Source organism: Clostridium amylolyticum, from assembly GCF_900142075.1.
Lineage (GTDB): Bacteria > Bacillota > Clostridia > Clostridiales > Clostridiaceae > Clostridium_AA > Clostridium_AA amylolyticum.
On record NZ_FQZO01000001.1, the window covers coordinates 593621 to 618113 of the forward strand.

General features: G+C 31.3%; 28 protein-coding genes. 24 read left to right on the top strand and 4 right to left on the bottom strand.

Annotated elements, in window-relative coordinates; translation table 11 throughout:
- The first annotated feature begins 12 nt into the window (after positions 1-12).
- The 13 genes from BUA82_RS02845 to BUA82_RS02905 all read left to right on the top strand — a co-directional run bounded on the left by BUA82_RS02845 (position 13) and on the right by BUA82_RS02905 (position 9561).
- The gene (locus BUA82_RS02845; RefSeq protein ID WP_242948912.1) at positions 13-543 is read left to right on the top strand and encodes a Na+/H+ antiporter subunit E; all 531 of its coding nucleotides are present in this window, start codon (positions 13-15) and stop codon (positions 541-543) included.
- Positions 543-806 (top strand): MrpF/PhaF family protein, encoded by a 264-nt coding sequence (locus BUA82_RS02850; protein ID WP_073004462.1) that lies wholly within the window; start codon positions 543-545, stop codon positions 804-806. Before BUA82_RS02845 ends, BUA82_RS02850 begins: the two co-directional genes overlap by 1 nt.
- Positions 806-1147 (top strand): monovalent cation/H(+) antiporter subunit G, encoded by a 342-nt coding sequence (mnhG, locus tag BUA82_RS02855; protein ID WP_073004464.1) that lies wholly within the window; start codon positions 806-808, stop codon positions 1145-1147. Before BUA82_RS02850 ends, mnhG begins: the two co-directional genes overlap by 1 nt.
- Positions 1140-1406 (top strand): hydrogenase subunit MbhD domain-containing protein, encoded by a 267-nt coding sequence (locus BUA82_RS02860; RefSeq protein WP_073004467.1) that lies wholly within the window; start codon positions 1140-1142, stop codon positions 1404-1406. Before mnhG ends, BUA82_RS02860 begins: the two co-directional genes overlap by 8 nt.
- Positions 1406-1687: a hydrogen gas-evolving membrane-bound hydrogenase subunit E gene (gene mbhE / locus BUA82_RS02865; RefSeq protein ID WP_073004469.1), complete on the top strand. Its 282-nt coding sequence runs from the start codon at positions 1406-1408 to the stop codon at positions 1685-1687. Before BUA82_RS02860 ends, mbhE begins: the two co-directional genes overlap by 1 nt.
- Positions 1684-2136: an MnhB domain-containing protein gene (locus BUA82_RS02870; protein WP_207650272.1), complete on the top strand. Its 453-nt coding sequence runs from the start codon at positions 1684-1686 to the stop codon at positions 2134-2136. The genes mbhE and BUA82_RS02870 overlap by 4 nt, the downstream gene beginning before the upstream one ends.
- Before the next feature lie 9 nt (positions 2137-2145).
- Positions 2146-2490 carry a sodium:proton antiporter gene (locus BUA82_RS02875; RefSeq protein ID WP_083599751.1) on the top strand — a complete coding sequence of 115 codons (345 nt, stop codon included), beginning with the start codon at positions 2146-2148 and terminating at the stop codon, positions 2488-2490.
- On the top strand, positions 2487-4415 hold the full coding sequence (locus BUA82_RS02880; RefSeq protein ID WP_073004474.1) for a proton-conducting transporter transmembrane domain-containing protein: 1929 nt from the start codon (positions 2487-2489) through the stop codon (positions 4413-4415). Before BUA82_RS02875 ends, BUA82_RS02880 begins: the two co-directional genes overlap by 4 nt.
- 12 nt (positions 4416-4427) lie before the next feature.
- Positions 4428-5414 (top strand): respiratory chain complex I subunit 1 family protein, encoded by a 987-nt coding sequence (locus BUA82_RS02885; protein ID WP_073004477.1) that lies wholly within the window; start codon positions 4428-4430, stop codon positions 5412-5414.
- Between the two features lie 18 nt (positions 5415-5432).
- Positions 5433-5870 carry an NADH-quinone oxidoreductase subunit B family protein gene (locus BUA82_RS02890; RefSeq protein WP_073004479.1) on the top strand — a complete coding sequence of 146 codons (438 nt, stop codon included), beginning with the start codon at positions 5433-5435 and terminating at the stop codon, positions 5868-5870.
- On the top strand, positions 5871-6296 hold the full coding sequence (locus tag BUA82_RS02895) for a 4Fe-4S binding protein (protein ID WP_073004481.1): 426 nt from the start codon (positions 5871-5873) through the stop codon (positions 6294-6296).
- Positions 6297-6408: 112 nt separating this feature from the next.
- Complete coding sequence (gene deoC / locus BUA82_RS02900) at positions 6409-7083, top strand: deoxyribose-phosphate aldolase (RefSeq protein ID WP_073004483.1); 675 nt, start codon at positions 6409-6411, stop codon at positions 7081-7083.
- Between the two features lie 180 nt (positions 7084-7263).
- On the top strand, positions 7264-9561 hold the full coding sequence (locus BUA82_RS02905) for an AAA family ATPase (RefSeq protein ID WP_073004486.1): 2298 nt from the start codon (positions 7264-7266) through the stop codon (positions 9559-9561).
- A 30-nt stretch (positions 9562-9591) separates the two neighbouring features.
- On the opposite strand, the gene BUA82_RS02910 is transcribed toward BUA82_RS02905, so the two are convergent.
- From BUA82_RS02910 to BUA82_RS02925, 4 genes are read right to left on the bottom strand one after another with little or no spacing between them, the layout of a single operon-like run.
- Entirely contained in the window at positions 9592-10683 is a 1092-nt protein-coding gene (locus tag BUA82_RS02910; protein ID WP_073004489.1) for a GerAB/ArcD/ProY family transporter, read from the bottom strand.
- Positions 10683-10892 (bottom strand): hypothetical protein, encoded by a 210-nt coding sequence (locus BUA82_RS02915; RefSeq protein WP_073004491.1) that lies wholly within the window; start codon positions 10890-10892, stop codon positions 10683-10685. The genes BUA82_RS02910 and BUA82_RS02915 overlap by 1 nt, the downstream gene beginning before the upstream one ends.
- A gap of 5 nt (positions 10893-10897) precedes the next feature.
- Positions 10898-12067, bottom strand: a complete 1170-nt coding sequence (locus tag BUA82_RS02920; RefSeq protein ID WP_073004494.1) for a Ger(x)C family spore germination protein — start codon at positions 12065-12067, stop codon at positions 10898-10900.
- A complete protein-coding gene (locus BUA82_RS02925) occupies positions 12060-13592 on the bottom strand; it encodes a spore germination protein (RefSeq protein WP_083599753.1) in 1533 nt (510 codons plus the stop codon). The genes BUA82_RS02920 and BUA82_RS02925 overlap by 8 nt, the downstream gene beginning before the upstream one ends.
- 156 nt (positions 13593-13748) lie before the next feature.
- Here BUA82_RS02925 and BUA82_RS02930 point away from each other — a divergent pair, with 156 nt between their 5' ends.
- The 11 genes from BUA82_RS02930 (at position 13749) to holA (ending at position 24307) form a co-directional block, all read left to right on the top strand.
- On the top strand, positions 13749-14864 hold the full coding sequence (locus tag BUA82_RS02930) for a cysteine desulfurase family protein (RefSeq protein ID WP_073004497.1): 1116 nt from the start codon (positions 13749-13751) through the stop codon (positions 14862-14864).
- Positions 14865-15075: 211 nt separating this feature from the next.
- A complete protein-coding gene (gene spoIIAA / locus BUA82_RS02935) occupies positions 15076-15411 on the top strand; it encodes an anti-sigma F factor antagonist (protein WP_073004499.1) in 336 nt (111 codons plus the stop codon).
- A 13-nt stretch (positions 15412-15424) separates the two neighbouring features.
- On the top strand, positions 15425-15856 hold the full coding sequence (spoIIAB, locus tag BUA82_RS02940) for an anti-sigma F factor (RefSeq protein ID WP_073004500.1): 432 nt from the start codon (positions 15425-15427) through the stop codon (positions 15854-15856).
- A gap of 9 nt (positions 15857-15865) precedes the next feature.
- Positions 15866-16621, top strand: a complete 756-nt coding sequence (gene sigF / locus BUA82_RS02945; RefSeq protein WP_073004501.1) for an RNA polymerase sporulation sigma factor SigF — start codon at positions 15866-15868, stop codon at positions 16619-16621.
- An 83-nt stretch (positions 16622-16704) separates the two neighbouring features.
- Positions 16705-17184 (top strand): stage V sporulation protein AC, encoded by a 480-nt coding sequence (gene spoVAC, locus BUA82_RS02950; protein WP_073004502.1) that lies wholly within the window; start codon positions 16705-16707, stop codon positions 17182-17184.
- Positions 17185-17224: 40 nt separating this feature from the next.
- Positions 17225-18223, top strand: coding sequence for a stage V sporulation protein AD (gene spoVAD / locus BUA82_RS02955; protein ID WP_073005130.1), 999 nt, complete (start codon positions 17225-17227; stop codon positions 18221-18223).
- Positions 18224-18247: 24 nt separating this feature from the next.
- Positions 18248-18607 carry a stage V sporulation protein AE gene (gene spoVAE, locus BUA82_RS02960; protein WP_073004503.1) on the top strand — a complete coding sequence of 120 codons (360 nt, stop codon included), beginning with the start codon at positions 18248-18250 and terminating at the stop codon, positions 18605-18607.
- A gap of 97 nt (positions 18608-18704) precedes the next feature.
- Complete coding sequence (locus BUA82_RS02965) at positions 18705-21218, top strand: HAD-IC family P-type ATPase (protein ID WP_073004504.1); 2514 nt, start codon at positions 18705-18707, stop codon at positions 21216-21218.
- 17 nt (positions 21219-21235) lie between these two features.
- Positions 21236-21547: a hypothetical protein gene (locus BUA82_RS02970; protein WP_073004505.1), complete on the top strand. Its 312-nt coding sequence runs from the start codon at positions 21236-21238 to the stop codon at positions 21545-21547.
- The gene (locus BUA82_RS02975) at positions 21544-23301 is read left to right on the top strand and encodes a ComEC/Rec2 family competence protein (protein ID WP_073004506.1); all 1758 of its coding nucleotides are present in this window, start codon (positions 21544-21546) and stop codon (positions 23299-23301) included. The genes BUA82_RS02970 and BUA82_RS02975 overlap by 4 nt, the downstream gene beginning before the upstream one ends.
- The gene (gene holA, locus BUA82_RS02980; RefSeq protein ID WP_073004508.1) at positions 23288-24307 is read left to right on the top strand and encodes a DNA polymerase III subunit delta; all 1020 of its coding nucleotides are present in this window, start codon (positions 23288-23290) and stop codon (positions 24305-24307) included. The genes BUA82_RS02975 and holA overlap by 14 nt, the downstream gene beginning before the upstream one ends.
- Positions 24308-24493 lie beyond the last annotated feature (186 nt).

Here is a 24493-nt window from a genome sequence, read left to right on the forward strand (position 1 = left end):
GGAGGAGATATGATGAAAAAGCTGTATAGTATATTAACTACAGCCCTCTTTTGCATGTTGTTTTGGATAATATTTGTATTACAGGATATAAACCTATTAAAGTTAGATTCTCAAGAAGTAATCACTGGAATTATAGTTTCTTTAATAGTGGCATATTTTACTCATAGATCTTTTATTAAAGAGGATCCATTTTGGATGTTAAATTTTAAAAGATTGGGGAGTCTTATAGCATTTATACCTATTTATGCCTACGAACTTTATAAAGCAAATTGGGATGTAGCAAAAAGAGCACTATCACCAAAGCTAAACATTAATCCGGGTATAGTAAAGATTGAAACAGAAGTAGAATCTGAGTATGGACTTGCTATGCTGGCAAATTGCATAACACTTACCCCTGGTACTATTACTATGGATATCGTAGAAGAAGAGGGTAAGAACTATATGTATATACATTGGATAGATGTAGCAGCTACAGAGATAAAGGAAGCATCTAATACTATAAAGGGTGCTTTTGAACCTTGGGTAAGGAGGATTTTTAAATAATGGATATGAGTATTGATTTTATAGTAGTTTCCATCATACTTATAGTTTTGGCATTATCTTTAATTTATAGACTATATAAAGGTCCTCATGTGATAGATAGAGTGGTAGCAGCAGACTCCATAGATGTAATAGTAGGCTTGGTAATGGTGGTTTTTGGATGCTATGAAGGCAGAGCTCTATATGTGGATTTAGGATTGATAGTAACCCTTCTAGGTTTTATAGGAACGGTTTTAATTTCAAAATATCTGGAGGGTAAAATGTGATGATTACAAGAATTATAATTGATTTATTTTTCGCTGTAGGTATTTTCTTTCTTATAGCTGGTGTGGTGGGTATGATAAGAATGCCGGATACCTTTTGCAGGCTTCAATCTTCTACTAATATAGTTACCATGGGAGGACTTCCTATACTCATAGGCTGTGCCATATACGGCTTTTCCATTGGCAATGCTTCTATAGGTATAAAGTCTATTATTATGGCTATTTTTATACTCCTTACTAATCCTGCGGCATCTCATGCCATGACTAGAGCTGCTTATAAAAGCGGTGCAAGAGATATAAATAATAGTGAGTATGAAAGTGAGGAGGATGAGAATAATGGGTAACATTTCTATATTAAACACTTTAGTAATAATAGGAATTGTTATTGCAGGATTTCTTACGGTGATAATAGATGACATTCTTCCTTGTATTATAGCATATTCTGCTGTAGGAACCTTTATAGCATTAGAATTTCTTCTTTTGAGAGCTCCGGATGTGGCCATTGCAGAAGGGGCGGTGGGAGCAGTACTTACTCCTGTAATATTCTTAATTGCACTTCATAAAGTTAAGGGTAAAAAGGAAAAGAAGGAGGAGAAAAAGTAATGAAAAAGGCTGTAGCTACTTTTTGTATAACTTCTATCAGTATATTTTTATTATATACAGCATTTAAAATGAATGCATTACCTGAATCTTTTCAAGGTATAGCCTCTATTATTGTAAAGGAAACCATGGAAAAAACAGGAGCCATAAACTCTGTAACAGCTATTGTTTTTGACTTTAGAGGCTATGATACTTTAGGTGAATCCTTTGTTCTCTTTACAGCAGTAAGTGGGGCGGCGGTTATTTTGAGAAAGACTGCTAAAAGCAAGGAGGTTACTAAATGATGAAAAGAAACAGAAAATTTAAATCTTCAATAATTACCTCTTGTGCTGATATAGTACTTCCCATTTCCTTGGTATTAGGGGCATATATAATCCTTCACGGACATCTTAGCCCTGGTGGAGGTTTCCAAGGGGGAGTACTTATTGCAGGAGCTATAGCTATATTTTATGTAGCTTATGGCAGGAAAGGCATAAACAATGTATTTAATATGGAAAGATTAAAGATATCAGAAGAAATTGGTGCTTTAGGCTTTGTATTAACAGCTAGTTTAGGGATAATATATGGAGCAAGCTTTTTTGGAAACGTTATATATAAAGGAATTCCAGGAAAGCTATGGAGCTCAGGTACTATATTTTTTATGAACTTTGCAGTGGGATATAAGGTTTTAGCAGGAATAGGCTTTCTTATTCTTGTGATGCTGGGAGCATTAAAAGAAGAGGATGGGGAATGAGGTGTTATTATGGTAATTAATTATATTGGTGCATTTCTACTTATAATTTTTGGATTATTTATAATGCTTTTTAAAAAGAATATGATAAAGATAGTAATAGGTATGGGCCTTTTAGATAGCGGTATAAACTTACTTCTTATTTCCATTGGATTTAGAGCTGGGGGAACTGCACCTATATTTATGTCAGATTTAAAAAGCGATGCTATTTTTGTAGACCCTGTGCCTCAAGCCCTTACACTTACATCCATAGTAATAGGTGCTTGTGTAACTGCATTAGCTCTATCTTTGGTTATAAAGATTAAGGAGCATTACGGCACCATAGAGGCGGATGAGGTTAGGAGGTTAAGAGGATGAATTCTTTTGTTTCCAATTTACCCATAATAGCGATAATTACACCCTTTGCAGTGGCTTTTATAATAGGACTTACCGGGCAAAAGAATATAACTATTAAAAGAGTTCTATCCTTTGTGGCAACATTGGTTTCTCTTATTGCTGTAATACTTTTATTAAAGCCTATTATGGTAGATAAGCTTATTGCTACCTACTGGATGGGAAGCTGGAAGCCTGTGGAAGGATGGGCTATAGGTATAGGCCTGGAAGTGGATGCCTTAAGTTTATTTGTAGGACTTATTATTGCTGTGACTTGTTTTTTATCTTCAATTTATTCCATACGTTATATGGAGAGAGATAGTTCCTTAGAAAAATACTATACATTATTTTTGCTCCTTACCGGTAGTATGCTAGGTTTTGTATTTACCGGGGACTTATTTAACATGTATGTAATGCTGGAGATAATGACCTTTGCTGCAGTTGCATTAACATCATTTAGAAATAATTTATACAAATCTATTGAAGCAGGTTTTAAGTATATAGTCATTGGTTCCTTAGGTTCATCTTTAATACTACTAGGGACAGTGCTTTTATATGCTCAGGTGAACACCCTTAACCTAGCTCAAATTTCTGCGGTATTATATAATAACAAATTTAATCCTGTAACCATAATGGCTCTAGCATTTCTTCTTACTGGATATGCTGTTAAGGCCTTTTTAGTGCCTTGTCACACTTGGCCGCCAGATGCACACATGTCAGCACCTTCATCAATTTCTATGCTACTTTCTGGTGTTATGAGTAAAACTGGGGTGTATGGATTAATTAGGGTTTTGTATATGATATTCCATGCTACTGGAAAGCCATCTTTAGCTACCCTTATAATAATATGGGGAACTATAACCATGCTAGTAGGAGTATCCATGGCTTTAGTTCAAACGGATTTTAAGAGACTCTTAGCTTTTCACTCTGTATCACAACTTGGCTACATCATGGTAGGCTTAGGAATTGGACTAGTAAGTACTAATGAAATTGCAGTGTTAGGATCTTTAGGAGGACTCTATCACATGCTAAATCATGCCAGTTTCAAATGTTTACTGTTTTTAACCGCTGGGGCAGTACTTTATACCACAGGAACTACGGATTTAAATAAATTAGGTGGACTGGGTAAGAAGATGCCTATGACAACTGTACTTTTTATGATTGGAGCTTTTTCCATTAGTGGAATACCACCCTTTAACGGTTTTGTTTCTAAATGGATAATATATCAAGCAACTTACGAAGCAGGTTATTATTGGGTAACCATCATTGCTTTAATAGTTTCTGTTATGACCTTAGCTTCCTTTGTAAAGGTTGGTCAATCAGTATTCTTTGGTCAAAGACATAGGGATTTTGATAATGTTAAGGAAGCACCATGGCTTATGAGAATTCCTATGATGATATTAGCTTTAATCTGTACCATCAGCGGTGTTTTCCCAGGCTTTATATCTAAATATCTTTTAGAGCCAGCAGCATACGCTATGTACAACTTAGGCGGTTATATAGATGTTATGTTTGGTAGTGGTTTTGCAGAAAAGATGTTTAAGGATACTGTAAAAATCCCACAAATAAATTATTCCTATGCAGGTTACTGGAAACCAGAATCTTGGCTAGTACTTTTTGTTGTTATTCTTATAGCATTTTTGATTATAGTAACTATAAATTTATCTTCTATGGGACGAAGAAGTGTAGAACAAAGTATATCTAATACAAAATATGATAATTTTACTGGTGGAGAAGAAGAAGAATATACTCAGGTGGGAGGACATGACCTATTCTGGGGTATGAAGTATCAATTTAGGACATATTTTGATACTCTACAAAAAGCTCATAGTGGAGTAGTTAATGATTATGTATTATGGGTTATTGCTTGTCTCACTGTTGTTATTATCTACTGCTTTATATTGCTTTAAGGGGGGATTACGTTGAAGAGTATATTATTAAACTTATTTTATATATTAATATTTCCAGGCTTCCTTTTTACAATTTTTGCAGGGATAATATTAGCGGGTATAGATAGAAAAATTGTTGCAAGAATGCAAAGAAGAGTAGGACCACCCTTGTTGCAACCTTTGTATGACTTATTAAAACTTGCGGGTAAAGATAGTATAATTCCTAGAGGTGCGGCAAAAAAGGTATTTGTTGTAGCCCCTGTTATTGGATTAATAAGCGTAATAACCATATCTTTATTTATACCGCAATTTGGATTTAGCTTTTTACCAGGAGTAGCTGATATTATAGTAATAATATATTTACTTACTATTCCAGCTGTAGCATTAATACTAGGAGGCTCATCTTCTGGTTCACCTTTTGCAGGAGTGGGGATATCAAGAGAAATGGTAACTATGCTTGCCTATGAACTTCCCTTAGTTATAATCCTTCTTGCCATAGGTGCTAAAGCAGGTTTTGCTTTAGATGGAAAGGTTACCTTTTCCTTAGCTTCCATACAGCAGTATCAAGCTGTCAATGGCTTAATCATCACTAAATTTTCATTATTGCCAGCAGCTATAGCTTTCCTAATGATAATTCCTGCAGAGGTGGGAAGTGTACCCTTTGACGTGGCAGAGGCGGAAACGGAAATATGTGAAGGACCCTTAGTGGAGTATAGTGGTTTCTATTTAGGTGTCTTTAAGCTTACTCAGAATATTAAGATGTTTATAATGTCTAGTTTATTTGTAGCCTTATTTTTGGGAGGTACTGCTTTTGGTAATTTAACTCCAGTGCCAGCTTTTAATATTTTATTAAATGCATTAGTATTAATTATTTTATGCGCGTTAATAGTATTTATATCTATATCACTTATTAAAGGATTAATTGCTAGAGTAAAGATTGAGCAGACATTAAAGTTCTATTGGACAGTACCCACAGGTTTAGCTTTACTTAGTTTAATACTTGTTTATCTTAAGCTATAAAGAAAGAAGGGAATTTATATGTTAGATGTAATTGAAAAAAGTAGAGCAAAGTCCCCTTGGATATATCATCTTAATACAGGTTCCTGTAATGGGTGTGATATAGAACTTATTGCACTTTTAGGGCCTAAGTATGATGTGGAAAGGTTTGGAGTTAAACTTACAGGAACGCCTAGACATGCTGACATAATAATAGTAACAGGACCAGTTACCTCTCAATCCCGTGAAAGGATGTTAAGAGTTATTTCACAGGTGCCAGATCCTAAAGTAATTGTTTCCTTAGGATCCTGTCCCCTTTCTTGTAATGTATTTAAAGGCAGTTACTCAGTAGAAGGCCCCTTAGATAGATGGGTTCCAGTGGATGTATCCGTAGGTGGATGCTCTCCTAAGCCTGAAGCCATTATAAGTGGTATTTTAAAAGCGGTGGAAATACTTAAAAGAAAAAGAGGGGTGGAATAAATGGGAGGAATACCATATTTAAAAGACGGTCTTTTAAATTTATTTAAAAAGCCTATAACCAGTAGGTTCCCTGAGGTTCCCGTAGAGGCACCAGAAGACTATAGGGGGAAAATAGTTTTTCATCCTGAATTGTGCATAGGTTGCGGTTTATGTATGAGGGTATGTTCACCAGCATCTATAACTAAGGATGTTAAAGCTGTAGAAGGTGGCCAAGAGATTACCATGACCTTTGATATGGCTTCTTGCACTTTTTGTTCCATGTGTAGGGATTTTTGTAATAAGAAAGCCATAGAATTTACTAAAGAATACAATATGGTGGTAGAAAATAAAGAAGATTTGGTTATAAGTGGAACATTTATTAAAAAGCTTCCTCCAAAACCATTAGCTACAGCAAAACCGGTGGTGGAAAATACAAAAGAAAAATAGAATTAATGTATAGTACACTTACCTCCTATATAAAATATAATAGACTTATGTTTTTAATTGAGTTAATATAACTATTAGAGTTATATTTATAATGAAAACAGGAGGATTACAAATGGAGAAGAATAAATTAGCAAGAATGATAGACCATACTCTTTTAAAACCTGATGCTTGTGAAGAGGGTGTTAGAAAACTATGTCAGGAGGCATTAGAGTATAAATTTGCTTCAGTTTGTATAAACCCAGGGTATGTTCAATTATGTGCTGACCTACTTAAGGGCAGTGAAGTAAAGGTTTGTACCGTAATAGGATTTCCCTTAGGTGCTACCACTTCTGACACTAAAGCATTTGAGACGAGAGATGCCATTTCCAAGGGTGCACAGGAAGTGGATATGGTAATAAATGTAGGTAAGCTAAAAGATAAAGATCTTGATTATGTTAAGAAAGACATAGAAGCTGTAGTTAATGAAGCAAAAGGAAAAGCACTAACTAAGGTGATTATTGAAACCTGCCTTTTAAATGATGAAGATAAAGTAACTGCGTGTAAGATAGCCAAAGAAGCAGGAGCAGATTTTGTTAAAACCTCTACAGGCTTCTCCACTGGTGGTGCTACTTTTGAAGATATAAAGCTTATGAGAGAAACTGTAGGACCTAACATGGGGGTTAAGGCTTCAGGCGGTGTTAGATCCTATGAAGATACTATGAAAATGATTGAAGCAGGTGCTACAAGAATTGGTGCTTCAGCTTCCATAGCTATTTGTGAAGGTTTAAAAAGCGATTCAACTTACTAGAACTTTTTATTTCTTAAAGAGAATTTTTAATAATTAAAACTAAAAAAGTATTTTATATTGAAAAACCATTCCTAAAATTTGGTTTCCCGAATATTAATATAATAGACGACTTATATGAAGGGGGGAACTGCTGGTAAATAATAGGAATGGTTTTCTTTTTATTTATATAGCAGGTAAACATTGAAAAGAGAGCTTACTCCAAAGGAAGTTATTTATAACATATGTTTAGAAGATTCTAGAACCTCAGAAGATCTCAAAGGATATTCTCAGTATAAAGAAGTACTTGAAAAAATTGAAGCCTCATTAAGTATTAACAAAGAAGGGTTTAATTTATATATAATAGATGATTACTCCAAAGAAAAAATAGATAAAATATCAAACTTTATTGAAGAACTCTATGTAAAGAAAGAAAAGCCAAAAGATATTTGTTACGTGATATTAGAGGATGCAAAAAATCCACAGGTTTTGTATTTATCTAATGGCACAGGTACAAAGCTTAAAGAAAAGTTAGAAGAACTACAAGAATTATATGTGGATAAAGTCTTTAAATTTTATAATAGTTCTATAAACAAAGATAAAGAATCTGTGATGGATTATGTTCAAAAACAAAGGAATTTGTATATTGGTGATCTTATGGATATAGCAAAAGCAGAAGGCTTTGACGTAAAACAAACCAATATAGGTTTTGCATTTATACCTCTTAAAGAAGGTACCGTTATGACAGAAAAAGAATATGACGATCTGGAAATAGTAAACAAGGATGAAATTATAAATAAAGCATCAAAACTTAAAGAAGATGCGGAAGGTGTTATAGATAAACTAAAAGATGTAGAAAATGATTCCATAAAAAAGGTTAAAGAAATATTCTTAAAATATTTAAATGAAGAAATGTCCGATTATAAAAATATAATAGAAAAAGAGTTTTCTGAGGATTTAGGCGCCTTAGATTATCTAAGTTATGTAACTAGCTATATTGAAGAAAATTTAGTGGAAAATTATACTTTTAACTATGATGAGGATGAAGATAAGATAAATGAAATAATCTTTAAGTTTCAGGTTAATGTTATAGTAGACAATAGCTTAAATGAACATCCCTTAGTTATTTTTGAACAAGATCCTACCATTAATAACTTAATTGGCAGTATTGAATATGAGAATCATAATGGCATATACACTACAGATATATCTTTAATTCAAGGAGGCAGCCTATTAAGGGCTAATGAAGGATGCTTAATAATAAGACTTAATGATTTAATAAGTAATGCAGGTGCATATTATTATCTTAAAAAGACATTGCTTATGGGTAAGACTAATTTTGATTATAACAAAGGATATTTGGAGTTCCTTTCTTTAGGAGGCTTAAAACCCAGTGATATAAAAATAAATGTGAAAGTTATTATTATTGGAGATTATGAAAGTTATGATATCTTATATAATTATGATGAGGATTTCAAAAACTTATTTAAACTAAGAACTTACCATACGCCAAATAAGAAGATAGACAGCTCAGTAGTGGCATCCTTAAATACAGTTATTGAAAAAATCATAAAAGAAAATGAAATACTGCCATTAGCCCCAGAGATTTATAGAGAGATATTAAAATATCTATCTAGAAAAGCAGGAAGCAGAGAAAAAGTTTATTTTGACTATAATGAAATTAATAAGCTTTTAACACTGGCAGATTATAAAGCTAGGAAGGAAGGAAAAAAAGAGATTCAACGCAAGGATATAACATACTTGGCCAATGATCGGGATGTGTATGAAGAAGAAATTTTAGAATTATATAAATGCAAGAAAATTTTATTTAATTCCAGCGATAGCAAAGTAGGAGTGATAAATGGACTTTCAGTGGTGGACACAGGATATTTTTCCTTTGGAAAACCAATTAAAATTACCTGTGTATGTGTTAGTGGAGAAGGAAATATAATAGATGCTCAAAAAGAAGGTAACCTTAGCGGAAATATTCATGAAAAGTCCACCAGTATTTTAAAGGGATATATAAATAAGTTTATTTCTAATTATGAAAAAATACCAGTAGACTTTCATATAAGCTTTGAACAGATATATGGTAAGATCGATGGGGATTCAGCTTCCGTTGCGGAGGCCATATGTATGCTTTCCTCCCTTTGTAAAATACCTATAAGGCAAAATATAGCCATAACAGGTTCTATGAATCAATTTGGAGAAGTGCAAGCCATAGGGGGAGTTAATGAGAAAATAGAAGGGTTTTTTAATGTATGTAAGGCTGTGGATAAGATTAAAAATAAAGGCGTGCTTATACCTTCAGCTAATAAGGATGAGATTATATTAAATTGGGAAGTAGAAGAAGCTATTGCACAAGGTAATTTTAAAATAATAACTATGGACAGTATTGAAGATGCTGTAGAGGTATTAATGGTAGATGAAAATCACACTTTAGAGTATATATATAATACCGTAAAAGAAGAATTGAAAAAGTATATTAAACACAAAGCTTGATTGTTTCAAAATACTGAAGCTATAGAATGTTTATCCAATAGCTTCAGTATTTTTCTTTATTTTTATTTTTGTAAGTATATAAAGAGCTAAGGGGATAATAATTTGAAATATTATAGAATAATAGGGCCAGTAACTTGCAGCCCATTTGAACATCTCAAATATATTTGAGTATATCCAAATAGATAAAACTACACTAAAAACGGATACTGCTGTAATAATAGAACTTTTTGAATCTATATTAAATACTTGAACTATTAAAGTAGAAGCAGCAAAAATGCACACAGCTAATTTAATTCCACCACCTATAAAAAGGTTTAAATCTGCTAAAGGTTCTAGACTTATACCAGGTACTAGCTGAGCTATTAAATGGGTAGGAAAATTTATGTTATATAGCAACCCCCCCCCTAGAATCATTAAATTTCTCATTATGGAATATAGAAGTATTAGCCCTAACACCAATGTAGCTATAAAAGAAACCTTTTTTGTTGAATTAGGACTATTATGAAAAGGAAAAATTGTTAAAAATACCACTGTTTCTCCAAAAGGGAAAGAAAGAAATGAAAAACTTGCAGCTAAAATAGGACCTAGTCCTTTACTGAAAACAGGTAATAAGTTTTTAATATCATGAGAGGTAATAAGTGAAAAACTTATGGCAACAACAGTAAAGATAAGTATGGGTACTAAAAGTTCACAGACTCTTCCAATAGCTTCTATACCACTTTTAACTAAATAAATTGTTACTATGGCATTGCTAACTATTATCACAGATATTGGAGTTTCTGGATAGGTAATGGTATCTATAAATTCTCCAAAGTTTCTCATTATTAAAGAAGAAAGATGTATAAAGTACCATGCATACAATAATGAAAGGAAATTTCCTAGGTATTTACCAAAATAATCTGTTAATATTTGTTGAAGTGGTTTTGAAGTATTTTTAACACTAATGCTGGAATACATGTTAATTAATATTAATGAGAATGGAATAGTTATTAATACAGCTATCCATGCATCTGTTTCAGCTTTACCTGCAGGATTTACTACTATGGTACTTCCATAAAGGAAAGCAGAAATCATTAACCCAAGTTGTATACTTGATATTTTATCATTTTTCCAGGTATTCATTATTTTACTCCTAACATATTAAAAATCATTTCAATAAGATCTGCAGGACTTAAGGGTCTTTTGTTCATAGATAATAAAAGGCTAAGGATAAGGCTTATTAATATAAAAAATGAAAATATCCCCGCTACTTTTAATTTATTTTTAGAGGATATAATATTTTTCATTTCTAATAATACAATTATTAGAAAAGCTATTATAATAATAATCATTTCTATCATTCCCTTACTTTAGGAAGAATGGTTTCTTTTAATAATCCGGATCTTCTAATTTTAGCGTCTACTACTACTTGAACCTCAGCTGAGGAATAAAGCTCATTCCATTTATCTTCCATTTTACTCCAAGTTTTAGGATGGAATTTGCTTAAGTAATCTCCAAATCCAAATATATCGGATTTATACTGTTTTTGAGTAATATTTATAGAATTAACCACTTCCTTCTTTATAGTATCCTGTAAAGAGTTCTCTAAGATTTCAATTACTTCCTTGGTAGTTATAGAACCTTTGCCGTGTTGCTCTCCTATATTACCTTCAGTTTCAATTTCTACCATGAGCACTGGTTTATTATCTACAATTAAAGTTTTCAACTTACCTTTAGAACGCATTATCTCTATAGTGATTAGTTCATCTTTATCCATAGGGTTTGAAAGATCAATGGTGGTACTTTTCATTTTGTTTGTAGCAAAGAGAAAGCCACGAGTTTCCATAGGGCTTAACCAACCTACCAGTCTATCACCATTAAAAACTGCAGTTCCTTCTACTAAAGCAGAGTTATCTTCTAATTTGCTAATAGCCCCTATAGTTAAATACTTGCTTTTACTACTAAAATCCTTTGCTATATCTATAAGCATGGTTCTCTTAAGCTTACCACGGCTCTTAGAGCTTTTAATAATGGATTGTATATAGTTACCAGGTAAGCTTTGAGTCTTACTTTTTACTTTCAATATGTCTTCTGCTGAAACATTTTTTGATATTAATATATCGGATTGATAGTTAGTTTCATGATCTCTCAAAAGGAAGTCAATTATATCCCCTATACCATCTCTGGCTTTATCTTCACTTATTATTATCACCCTAGAAGTGCTGTAAAATATCTTTTTGTCTAGTTTACCTACCATGTTTCTTAAACAGTCAAATATAGAATTATCTTCATAAGTAAATATGCTTACTGGATCCATATCGCTAGATTTACCCTGTTTTGAGGATGAGGTCCTAACCGCAGCTGGATTTACTAGTTGTACTGAAAGCCTAATCTTTTTTTCAGGGGCTTTATCTATACCTACAGCTGTAGAAACTCCTAGTTTAGTAATATCTACATTATTCCAACAACCATACAAACTTAAACTTAGCAATAAAAAAATGCATATTATATATTTTTTCTTAACCATTTTTATCAGCCTCATTGTTTTTTTTACTATTACCTGCTCTATAAACGTTATTAGGTGAAAATACCACTGGCCTGGTTACCATAGCCCACATTGGGTAAACTATATAAGAGTCCTTTATATCTTGCTGAATAATGGGGGCTATGGGAGCCAAGTAAGGTACACCATAAGATTGCAGATTACATAGATAAATAAAGACAATTACACCTACTAGGGCTATGCCATAAAGTCCTAAAGTATTAGCAGAAATTATTAATAATATACGTAGTATTGCTACACTTTTCATAAAAGGTGGTACTATAAAGCTGGTAATGGCTGTAATAGCTATGATTATTACCATGATAGGGCTAGTTATACCAGCACCTACTGCGGCATCTCCTAGTACTATGGCACCTACTATACTTATAGTTTGACCTACTGCTCTAGGCATTCTTATACCTGCTTCTTTTAAGATTTCAAAGGTTAGTAACATTAAAAGACATTCTAAAAAGGGTGGAAAAGGTATTCCCTCTCTAGAAGAAGATATTGTGATAAGCAGGTTAAAGGGTATTATAGACTGGTTAAAGGATAATATAGCTACGAATAATGCAGGAAGAAATATAGAAATAAATATTGCTAATAACCTTAAAAACCTTATGATAGTATAATAGAAAAAGTTTTCCGTATAATCATCAGAAGTCTGTATGGCTTCAATAAATAAATAAGGTACTGTTAGTACTACAGGAGAGCCGTTTATTATAATAGCAATTCTTCCCTCTAGTATTTTTGAAGCAACTTTATCAGGTTTTTCTGAATTACCTACAGTGGGAAAAAGTGAATATTTTTTTTCTGATAAAAAGGATTCAAGAACACCGGAATTTATCATACTACCATAGGAAATACTATTTATTTTATTTTTAACTTTCTTAAGTATTTCATCGTTTACTATATTATTCATATAACATATGCAGATTTCTGTATTTGATTGTTTACCCACCTTAACTACTTCAAAAACCAAATTGCTGCTATGTATAAGCTTACGAAGTAAAAAAATATTTGTGTTTAGAGATTCTACAAATCCTTCTTTGGAGCCTCTAAAGCTTATCTCTGTTTCAGGTTGCTCTATACTTCTTCCTTTTTGAGCATATAGTTCAGAGGCTAGAGCGTTAGTTTCTCCCTGAATAAAAACCACAGCATTACCCAATAAAATGTAATTTACGGCATTGTTTAAATTATTTGTTTCTACTAATTCATAACTAGGAAGTATATTATGAAGGCTATCTATAGTTACGTCTACAGGGGGGATGCGGCTGCCGATTTCAGTGAGTGGTTTTAATAAATAATCATATAATAATTCTTTATCTATTAAGTTTTTAAGGTAACATATCAATATTTTTTTATTGGAATTTAATAAATTAATTTCACGCATACGTAAATCTGTAGTAGAAAAAAATGCATTGCTAAGGTCTTGCTTAAGTATATTTAAATCAGAATTAATGGACATAAAAGGAGGGGCAGAAATATTTTGTGGTGAAGAGTTATTATTCAAATAATCACCTCCAGTTTTTATAAAAGCTATTATTAATTACAATATCTATTATTTGCTAAGTTCAAATTATTATGTCAATATTCCATAATAATCTATAGTATAATAAAATTAATTTTAAGTTATATAAAATAGTTAATATAAAGAGGGTGGAAAGTTATGATATATCTTGACTATAATGCTACAACTCCCATAGAGGAGAGGGTAAAAAAAGTAATGAAGCCATACATAGAGGATTATTTTGGTAACCCTTCCAGCAATCATGAACTTGGATATAAAACAAAAACAGCAGTGGAAAATGCTAGAAGGCAAGTGGCAGATCTGATTAATTGTGATTCAGAGGAGATAATCTTTACTAGTGGCGGCAGCGAATCAAATAATATGGTGCTAAAGGGTACTGCTTACATTAAGTCTAAAAAGGGTAAACATATAATCACTTCTAAAATAGAACATCCAGCTATATTAAATCCCTGCAGATTTTTGAGTAAAAGCGGCTATGATGTAACTTATGTATCTGTGGATAAATATGGTATGGTTAATGCAAAAGACATAGAAGATGCTATTAGAGAAGATACCATTTTAATTACTATTATGCATTCAAACAATGAGACTGGAACATTACAACCAATAAAAGAAATAGGAAAAATTGCTGAAAAGTATAATATACTATTTCACACTGATGCATCTCAATCCATAGGTAAGGTTCCTATAAATGTAGAAGACTTAAAAGTGGATTTCCTTACCATAGCAGGCCATAAGGTCTATGCACCAAAAGGTATCGGAGCACTTTATATAAGGAAGGAAATTAATATTGAACCTCTTATTCATGGAGCATCTCATGAAAGCTCAAAAAGAGCAGGAACTGAAAATGTTATTTTTGATGTGGCCTTAGGAGAAGCTTGTGCTATCGCTAAAGAAAAACTTAAAGACAATTCTATAAAAGAGCTTACAGACTATTTTTATAAAGGATTATTAAATATATTCGGACACGGCATAAGACTAAATGGGCACGAGGTAAAAAGACTTCCTAATACCCTAAACATTAGTTTTATTGGAAAAGATGGAATACAGGTTTTAGATAAATTAGAAGGGGTAGCTGCTTCTACAGGCTCTGCCTGCCATTCAGGATTAACTTCTATTTCGCCTGTTTTAAGAGCTATGAAGGTTCCAGATGATGTAGCTACAGGGGCGGTTAGATTTAGTCTTGGTAGATATACAAGTAAAGAAGATATAGACATGGTTTTAGAAAAACTAAAGGATATAAATTTAATTTAAATTCTCAATTAAGGAATAACTCATATGAATGCCATTAGTTTGTACATTTTTTATATTAATCTGGCATCTCCTAATAAAAATCATTAATATCCATTGACAATTTGTAGAAAATAAAATAGTATATATGGTAAAAGAAGGAATAAATTCAATAACATAGGAATATAATATTTGCTTTGACGGGAGGTGAAACTCTTTTTTTAAGAGTTTAATTATGTATTTAAGATTTAGTAAAGAAGGCAATACTTTAATTATAGGACTTAACGGTGATTTAGATCATCATAGTGCAGAAGAAGTAAGAAACAAGATTGACGATAGAATAGATAGAGACAAAATCAACAAACTGATTTTAGACTTTTCTGGAGTTACCTTTATGGATTCCTCTGGCATAGGAGTGGTTATTGGAAGATATAAAAAGCTTAATATGAGAGATGGAGAAGTACGCATTGCTGAAATAAATAATAATGTTAAAAGGGTATTTGAATTATCAGGATTATTTAAAATAATTAAAACATACAATACTGTGGAAGAAGCTTTAAATAGGGCTTAATGGGGGGTTAAAAATGAATGAAAATATGATGAAAATTGAGTTTTTGAGTAAATCTCAAAATGAAAGTTTTGCTAGAGTTGCTGTGGCAGCCTTTGTATCTCAGCTTGATCCAACCATTGAAGAACTTACTGATGTTAAAACAGCTGTTTCTGAAGCAGTAACTAATGCAATAATACATGGATACGAAAATAAAAGTTATGAAATGGTTTATATTGAGGCTTCTATAAAAGATAATGAGGTTACAATAACCGTAGAAGATAAAGGAGCTGGCATAGATGACATAGGTCTTGCCATGCAACCCCTATATACCTCAAGACCAGATTTAGAAAGGTCAGGAATGGGATTTACAGTAATGGAAACATTTATGGACAGCCTTCAGGTTTTTAGCGAAAAAAATAATGGCACAAAAGTAATAATGAAGAAAAAATTCCATTCATTAAACTAGGTGGCTAATATGAATGATGGCATCTTAAAAAAAGATAATTTAAACTATAATGATAATACAGAACTGATAAAGGTAGCCAAAAGTGGAAGTAAGGAAGCCATGAACAAGCTAATTGAAATGAATTTACCTTTGGTGTCTTCTATAAGCAAGAAATTCCTTAACAGGGGATATGAATATGAAGATATATTCCAAATAGGATGTATGGGACTAGTAAAAGCCATAAATAATTTTGATTCAGGTTATAATGTGAAATTTTCTACTTATGCAGTTCCCATGATAATAGGGGAAATAAAACGATTCCTAAGGGACGATGGAATGATAAAAGTAAGTAGAAACACAAAAAATCTCGCTAGGAAACTTCACTATGATAGAGAAGAACTTACTAAAACATTACACAGAGAACCTACTATAGAAGAATTAGCGGAATTCACAGGTATAGACAAGGAAGAAATAATATTTGCAATAGAATCCTCTAATAGTCTTCAGTATCTTTATGATACAATACATCAAGACGATGGGTCTCCAGTGCTTCTCATAGATAAATTAAGTGAAAATGCCGAAGAAGATAAGGATTTAATTGACAAGTTGGCTCTTAAAGAAGCCTTGAATAATCTTGATGCCAAAGCAAGGCAAATCATACTACTAAGATATTTTAAAGATAAAACACAAACTCAAGTAGCAAATATGCTAGGAATAAGTCAAGTTCAGGTTTCTAGAATAGAAAAGAAAGTATTAAAGCATATGAAAGATAGATTGCATGAATAAGACACTTCTTAAAGAAGTGTTTTTTTGTTTAATTTATTGTTATTTGTAAACAATAATATAAACAATAAAAAGACGGTGATAAAATGAGTAAAAAAAAGGGAAAAATCATAAGCGAGCAGCAGGTTATAGATAAATTTAATATTCTTTCAAAACAATCTAAACCTAAACCCAAGCTATTTAAAAACTGTGTATTCGCTTTTTTAGTAGGCGGAGCCTTTTGCACCTTGGGACAATTTATAAATAATATACTTATAAGGTTTTCTGTACATAAGGAACAAGTGTCTATATTTGTGCCTGTGATAATGGTATTTTTAGGAGCTTTACTTACAGGAATAGGCATATATGACAAGATAGCCAATTATGGAGGAGCGGGTACTGTAGTTCCTATTACAGGATTTGCCAATGCAATAGTTTCACCTGCTATTGAATTTAAAAAAGAAGGTTTTATTTTCGGAGTAGCAGCTAAGATGTTCACTATTGCAGGACCAGTTTTAGTCTATGGCATAGGAAGCTCAGTGATAATAGGATTTATTTATTATCTAATTATGATACTAAACAAGTAGGGAGGGTATTATTTTGCAGGAGAATATTAAATCTAAAAGAATGGGAAGGCAAACAGTTAGATTAAGCAGTCCACCTAGAATATTAGCTACCACCAGCATAGTTGGTCCTAAAGAAGGGGATGGACCTTTAAAGGATTATTTTGATATCATATTAAGTGATGATACCAATGGCAAGGACAGTTTCGAAATGGCAGAAAGCTCTATGCTTCAAAGAGCAATTATCGAAACTATTACAAAAGCTGAACTAACCCCGGGAGAAATAGACTATCTTTTTGCAGGAGATCTATTAAATCAGTTAATTTCCTCTAATTTTGCTGCAAGAAATTTGGAAATTCCATTTTATGGACTTTATGGAGCCTGCTCTACTATGACAGAATCATTAAGCTTAGCTGCATTAACCATGGATGGAGGCTTTGCTGATTATATAGTAGCTGCTACATCTTCCCATTTTAGTTCTGCGGAAAGACAATTTAGATTTCCTCTAGAATATGGATCCCAAAGAAATGAATTAGCACAGTGGACAGTTACTGGTGCTGGCTCCATGCTTTTAGCTAAGGAAGGAGATTTTCCATATATTACTTATATAACCACAGGAAAAGTTAAAGATTATGGCATTAAAGATGCAGGAAATATGGGGGCGGCCATGGCTCCGGCAGCGGTAGATACTATAATAAATCATTTCAAAGATACAGGAAGAGGTCCACAGGATTATGATATTATAGCTACAGGAGACTTAGGCAAGGTTGGAAGAGAAATTGCACAGAATTTAATTAAAGAATATGGATATGATATGCAAGATGTTTACATAGATTGCGGTGAAGAAATATTTGAGCATGAAAGGCAAAGTACCAATGCAGGAGGAAGCGGCTGTGGTTGTTCCGCAGTGGTAAGCTGTGGGTATATATATAAAAACATGTTAAAAGGACGCTTTAAGAAATCTCTAATTATTTCTACTGGAGCTCTTATGAGCACCACCTCATCATTACAAGGAGAAAGTATACCTGGTATAGCTCATGCCGTAGCTATAGAAATGGATTAATAAATTCATAGGAGGAGAGATAATATGGATACTTATGTAAAGGCATTTGTTGTGGGAGGATTAATTTGTGTTATTGCTCAAATATTAATGGATAAAACAAAACTTACACCAGGAAGAATACTTGTAGTATTTGTAACCCTGGGAACTATTTTAGGGGCTTTAGGCCTTTACCAGCCTTTAGTAAACTTTGCCGGTGCAGGGGCCACAGTTCCTCTGCCAGGTTTTGGCTACTCTTTGGCTAAAGCCACCATAAAAGAAGTAAATGATAATGGATTTGTAGGCATCTTCACTGGAGGTATAAAGGGAGCTGCAGGTGGGATAACAGCAGCAATTTTCTTTGGATATATAATGGCTCTTATATTTAATCCCAAAACTAAGTCTTAAACTATTAAGGCATATTTCTATCAAAGAAATATTTTAAGTATAGCTTTATATAGTCGATAAATAAATAATAGATTACTTTAAAGGTGTGTGATAACCATTGCAATGGCATAGAGAATCTTGGACTCAGGTAGAGAAATATTTAAATACCGATATATATTCAGGATTAACTGACAATGAAGCAGAGAGAAGACTAAAGGAAAGCTATACAAAAGATAGTCATAAAGATAGTAAATATAGACTTAAAAAAGTTGTTTTTAAAGAAATAGCTCCACTATGGATTTTAAATAGCTCTACAATATTATATATTTTATTTTATTTTAACTATTTTACTGAAGCTCTTTTTCTATCTTTCATAATAGGTTCATCTTTTATTATAAAGGTTTATTATATATTTTTGTCCCAAGGTGGCTTTGTTAGCCTTTATAAAATAGATAAATCTTTTACTCACGTAATTAGACAAAACGCGCATAAGCAAATTAAAATCAAGGACCTAGTAGTGGGAGATATAGTTTTTCTTGGAAAAGGAAACATTGTGCCAGCAGATATAAGGATATGTGAATCAACGGATTTAAAGATAAATGAAAAGCAAATTACAGGACAAGAAGTTCCTTCAGAAAAGTATGAAACAAAAATTCCCAATGAAATTAATAGCCTTAGTGAAGTAACTAACATGGCATTTAAGGGGACTGTGGTTACAGAAGGGGAAGGAATAGGGATAGTAGTAGAAAAAGGAAAGCATACAGAGCTTGGAAAAATAATAGAGTCCTTTAATAATACACCAAACAGAAATTATACTCTTATTAATAATGTTGAAGGTATATTTAACTATATAGGCTTTTTTATGATTTTAATATTAGTCGTATTAATTATATTATTTTATAATAAAGGTAGTTTAAATGAATATATTCATATGATAAATAGCTTTCTTATTATTTACGCATCTATTCCTGTAACTATCAGTTTACATGTGTTTTCATATTTTATGAAAAGAGAGTTTAAATCCAAAGGTATTGAAATCAAAGACATGGCTCTTTTGGATAGGATTAAGAATGTAGATGCTATATTAATAGATAAGGTTGGTTCCCTATCGGAAAAAGATATGTTTGTAAAGGAAATATATATAGATGAAGAGTTAACTCCCATATTTAAAGTGAATTCCAACGATTATACTTTTACAAGATTAATGGAAATTGCATTATTATGCAATGATGCAAGTTATGATATACAAAGTAATAAAGGAAAAGGTAACATACAAGAGGTAGCACTTTTAAGGCTTGCAGCAGGAAAATTCATTTATAAAGGTATAATAGATTCAAAGTTTAAAAGAATCATGGAATTGCCTTATGAACCAGATAAAAGGATTAAGACTACAGTGAATATGGTAGAAGAAAAGTACAGGGTAAATATTAAAGGAGCTGTAGATTACATTTTAGATAATTGTACTCACTTTATGAAAGATGGAGTAGAAAAGGAATTAACTTTAGAGGATATTGAAAATATAAAAAATGCTGATTATGAAATGTCTTCTAGAGGCTTATCTACTATGGGATTTGCTTATAGAAATTTTAATTATGAACCGAGTATTATGGAAAATTTAGGAAGCAACTTAGTATTTGTAGGGGTGATTGGATTAGATAACCCTATTATGCAGGATTCCACTAATTATATTAATGCCTTAAGAGAAAATAATATTGAAACTCGATTTATAACTGAAGATAATAAGATAACGGCATATTCTACCGCAACCCAATTAGGTATGGTAAAAGATATGTCTGAAGTTACTTCTGGAGTAGAAATTAACTTTCTAGATGACAAGGAATTGTTGCAAGTAGTGAAGAATATAAAGGTGTACTCACGGATTAGCTCAGAGCATAGAGAGAAAATTGTACACTCTTTTAAAGAAGAAAACCTAAATTTAGCTGTTACAGGTGAAAAAATTAGTGATCTTCCTGCTTTAGGCAGTGCATATTTAGGCATTTCCATAGGAAAAAGTTGTTCCTTTAACTTGAAAAAGTTATCCGACGTATATATTGATAGCAATTATCTTTCAAATTTTGTTTATTTAATTCGTAATGGTAAAAGGAACTTTAATTCTTTAGTTAAGGTACTTAACCTATTTATGTTTACATTATTAATGGAAATGCTTTTATATTATTTTTATAATATAAATACTACATATGTAGTTAATGCTTTTATAATTCCTCTTTGTGCTATAAATGCCTTGATAAATAATAAAAGTATAGAGAGTAAAGTAGAAAGTATTAATATTAGAAATATTATATCGATTTTAGAAGTCTTTAAAGTTTTTTTGTATTTTGGATTATGTAGTACAAGCTATTATTATAGTCTTAAGATATTAGGATTTTTATATAAAGAAAGTGCCTTATTTATTTTAATCACTATTATATTAATGAGGTCTTTTGATTATTCTGTATTTTATGAAAAAAAGTTAGCTGAAAAGCTTTTGTATATTGCCTTGGGTGCAATAATAGTTTTAATAATTTTCAGCTATTACCATGGCCTTATAGGTATTAGCGCAATATTATTAAATATAGGTATTATTATGTTTATAATCATTGTTGAATTAATAAGTTTAAAATGGACAAAATAACACATGGAGGTGTTATTATGTTCAATAATGTATATGAAACCATATTAAAAGGCAGTGATACTATTTTTTTACAGGTACCACAAGAGGATTTTAACTTTAGTTATAATCACATAAGTTTAAATAATTCTCAAGATTTTGCAGATAATTATTTCACTGTAAAGTCTAAAGATGGAATACCTTATGTGGAAAATGTATATCTAAATGAATCTACTAATATGGTTACTATGGCAGTAAAGGTAAACTATAGTATATCAGGAAGCAGAAATAATTATGAAATACCTGATACTATACCTAATGTAAATTTATCACATCAGGTGGATAGCTTTTGAGCAGACCTCTGATATATTATGCCATAGCACTTTTAATTGGTTTAATATCCTCCGTTTTATTCTTAAATGATTATTTTATACTAGGTGCAGTGATGACTGCATCTTTTTTATGGATATTTTTTATTACTATAAAAAGTAAGTTGTTTTATATTATGGTCTTTGTGTATATTATCGGATTTGTTAATATGAATTTGTATTACAAAATTCCAAAGGATATTAAAGGAGAAGTCAGAATTATAGAAAAAAGGAACCTATATTCCATAGGAGAATATAAAAATAAAAAGTATTGTATCACTGGTAATTTGGAAAAGATAAAGGAAGGACAGCTTATTAATTCTGATTTTGTCATTGATAAAAACCCTGTATATTCTAGAGGGTTTGTAGGAGAGATTAAGGTAACAAATATAATTAATACAAAGGATGATGTAATAACAAAAGTATATGAGTACAGAGAAGGATTATTTAAGAGTTTCCAAAAAGAATTAGGTACTAAATACGCAGCTATAGTGTCAGGTATCTGTTTTGGTGATGATAAATATATTTCAGATGAAGATAAGGAAGAATTTAATACATTAGGAATAATTCATGTAATATCCGTTTCAGGATTTCATATAATGCTAATTTATAAACTTTTTCAAGGAATGTTTTCTAGTAAATTTTCACTTTTACTAACCTTGTTATTTGTTTGTTTTACTGGAGGAAAAGCTCCAACTTTAAGAGCTTTTATAATGATTATGGTAATAAGTTTATCTAAAAGAGTGTATAAAAAATATGACGCCTTATCTTCCTTAAGCTTTGCTATAATTATTATACTTTCATTTAAGCCTTTTTATATAACGGATTTGGGCTTTAATTTGTCATGGATTTCTACTTTAGGTATAGTGCTGTTTAACAATAAACTCAGCAGATACTTATATAAATTACCTACCTTAATAAATAAATCTGTAAGTTTGACTTTAAGCGCTCAAAGCCTATCCTTTCCTTATGTAGCTTTGACCTTAAAAGTCTTTAGTCCAGGGTTTTTGTTAGGAAATTTTTTTATTATTCCACTTTATTCTTTTATAATATATATATCTTTTGCAGCTTTAATTTTTATTAAAGTAAATTATATCTTTAGTTTAATAAATAGATTACTACTTCTAATTTTCAAATTGGTGGATATATGGACGTATATACTTATAAGCATTGCACCTGAAAAGTTGTATGCTAATGCGGGCATAACATTAATGTATACCATAATGTTTATTACAATTTTATTGTATAAGAAAGGCTTTAATAAAGCTAAATATTTACCTCTGTTTATATTAATTTCAGCTGTTTTATGGGACTATCATTTCATACCCGTTATTTCTGTATGTGATTATGGTAGTAATAGGTTTATTAAAGTTAGCTATAAGGATAAAAATTATTTGTTTACTGCTGGAAGTGGCGATAAATTTAGAGAAAGAATAGGGAACTATGTAATGGACCCTATGGTAATAAATATTAGAGAAGATGAATATACTATTTATCTTCATAAAAAACAAATTATTACCATTAATTCTTTAAATAATAGCAAAAGCTCCAAGGAAGTAGAATTATCTATAAAATCTAACTACCTTGGTAAGTATAGTGAAGTTTATGATATAATCAATATGCGCAAAGAGGGTATTAGCTTTGATTATTCTATAAAAGAAATTCAAACCTATATACCTTTATCCAAGCATATTTTTATATCTGGTAGTGAAAGAGGGACGTTAAGTGATAGATATTGATATTTTAGAAGCTAATATTAATAAAAAGAAAATTGATAATTGCTATATTTTAGCTGGAATTGATGAAATGCTTATTAAGGAACAAATAAATAATTTAATAAACACATCTATATCTGAAGTAGCAAGGGATTTAAATATCATTAAGATAGATGGTATGAAGCTTTCTTCTGATGTTTTTATGGATGCCTGTGAAACATTACCCTTTATCAGTGAAAAAAAGGTAGTTTTAGTATATAGAGCTAATTTTTTAAAAGACTCTCTAGATAATGAAAACAAAAAAAGATTTGAAACTTGTGAAAGCTATATAAAGTCCACTCCAGACCATTGTATTTTAATATTTTATTATATATTTCAAGATAAAAGAGAAAAGCTTAGCGAAAGGGTTAAAAAGTTAGATAAAAGCTGTACTGTAGTAAAGGTTGACAAGTTAAAGGGCGAAAAATTATACAAAAAAGTTTCTATGCTGTTTTTACATAGAGAAAAAGAAATTGGTAAAGTGGAGCTTAAATATTTTTGTGATAATGTAGAAAATAATATGGAGATTATTGCTAACGAAGTAGATAAGCTGATAAATTATACTGAAGGCAGAAATATTTCTAGAAAAGACATAGATGACATGTTACCCTATAAAAGTGAGGAAGATATATTTGATTTAGTAGACTTTATTTCTCAAAAAAGACCTGAAAAAGCAATAGAGCTTATGAATGAACTGATTTTTAAAGGTGAAAATATAATGGTAGTGCTATCAATGATAGAAAGACAATTTAAGCTCTTATTCAATATTAAATTAGGCATGTCTCAAAATAAAACTAAAGAGATATTTTCCAGAGAACTTAGATTACCACCCTTTATATGCGAAAGATTAATGGGACAAAGCCGAAAGTTTACCCTTAAACAGCTAAAAAACTGCATAGAACTTTGTTCAAATACTGAAAGAGTATTGAAGAGTTCTTCTCTTGATAAAAAGACTGAAATGGAACTCATGATTATTAAAACCGTAATTTAGAATTTAAAATGAAGGAAATTTTTTCTGATAAAAAAATCAAAAAAATAAAACTTATAAAAGCATAAAAATAAAATTCCTAAAGGAATTTTATTCACACCGTAAAAAAGAAATCCATTCAGGGATTTCTTTTTTACTTCCAATTATAAAGTTTTTCTGATGCTTTTTCAGAAAAACTATCATTCATTC

What these genes read in the sequence shown, in the direction of transcription:
- mnhG (WP_073004464.1), top strand. Translation starts at nt 806, where the DNA reads ATGATTACAAGAATTATAATTGATTTATTTTTCGCTGTAGGTATTTTC.
- BUA82_RS02860 (WP_073004467.1), top strand. Translation starts at nt 1,140, where the DNA reads ATGGGTAACATTTCTATATTAAACACTTTAGTAATAATAGGAATTGTT.
- deoC (WP_073004483.1), top strand. Translation starts at nt 6,409, where the DNA reads ATGGAGAAGAATAAATTAGCAAGAATGATAGACCATACTCTTTTAAAA.
- spoVAD (WP_073005130.1), top strand. Translation starts at nt 17,225, where the DNA reads ATGGGAAGGCAAACAGTTAGATTAAGCAGTCCACCTAGAATATTAGCT.
- BUA82_RS02915 (WP_073004491.1), bottom strand. Translation starts at nt 10,892, where the DNA reads ATGATTATTATTATAATAGCTTTTCTAATAATTGTATTATTAGAAATG.
- spoIIAB (WP_073004500.1), top strand. Translation starts at nt 15,425, where the DNA reads ATGAATGAAAATATGATGAAAATTGAGTTTTTGAGTAAATCTCAAAAT.
- BUA82_RS02895 (WP_073004481.1), top strand. Translation starts at nt 5,871, where the DNA reads ATGGGAGGAATACCATATTTAAAAGACGGTCTTTTAAATTTATTTAAA.
- BUA82_RS02870 (WP_207650272.1), top strand. Translation starts at nt 1,684, where the DNA reads ATGATGAAAAGAAACAGAAAATTTAAATCTTCAATAATTACCTCTTGT.
- BUA82_RS02890 (WP_073004479.1), top strand. Translation starts at nt 5,433, where the DNA reads ATGTTAGATGTAATTGAAAAAAGTAGAGCAAAGTCCCCTTGGATATAT.
- spoVAC (WP_073004502.1), top strand. Translation starts at nt 16,705, where the DNA reads ATGAGTAAAAAAAAGGGAAAAATCATAAGCGAGCAGCAGGTTATAGAT.
- BUA82_RS02880 (WP_073004474.1), top strand. Translation starts at nt 2,487, where the DNA reads ATGAATTCTTTTGTTTCCAATTTACCCATAATAGCGATAATTACACCC.
- BUA82_RS02920 (WP_073004494.1), bottom strand. Translation starts at nt 12,067, where the DNA reads ATGGTTAAGAAAAAATATATAATATGCATTTTTTTATTGCTAAGTTTA.
- BUA82_RS02910 (WP_073004489.1), bottom strand. Translation starts at nt 10,683, where the DNA reads ATGAATACCTGGAAAAATGATAAAATATCAAGTATACAACTTGGGTTA.
- BUA82_RS02930 (WP_073004497.1), top strand. Translation starts at nt 13,749, where the DNA reads ATGATATATCTTGACTATAATGCTACAACTCCCATAGAGGAGAGGGTA.
- spoIIAA (WP_073004499.1), top strand. Translation starts at nt 15,076, where the DNA reads ATGTATTTAAGATTTAGTAAAGAAGGCAATACTTTAATTATAGGACTT.
- BUA82_RS02875 (WP_083599751.1), top strand. Translation starts at nt 2,146, where the DNA reads ATGGTAATTAATTATATTGGTGCATTTCTACTTATAATTTTTGGATTA.
- mbhE (WP_073004469.1), top strand. Translation starts at nt 1,406, where the DNA reads ATGAAAAAGGCTGTAGCTACTTTTTGTATAACTTCTATCAGTATATTT.
- BUA82_RS02970 (WP_073004505.1), top strand. Translation starts at nt 21,236, where the DNA reads ATGTTCAATAATGTATATGAAACCATATTAAAAGGCAGTGATACTATT.
- spoVAE (WP_073004503.1), top strand. Translation starts at nt 18,248, where the DNA reads ATGGATACTTATGTAAAGGCATTTGTTGTGGGAGGATTAATTTGTGTT.
- sigF (WP_073004501.1), top strand. Translation starts at nt 15,866, where the DNA reads ATGAATGATGGCATCTTAAAAAAAGATAATTTAAACTATAATGATAAT.
- BUA82_RS02845 (WP_242948912.1), top strand. Translation starts at nt 13, where the DNA reads ATGAAAAAGCTGTATAGTATATTAACTACAGCCCTCTTTTGCATGTTG.
- BUA82_RS02850 (WP_073004462.1), top strand. Translation starts at nt 543, where the DNA reads ATGGATATGAGTATTGATTTTATAGTAGTTTCCATCATACTTATAGTT.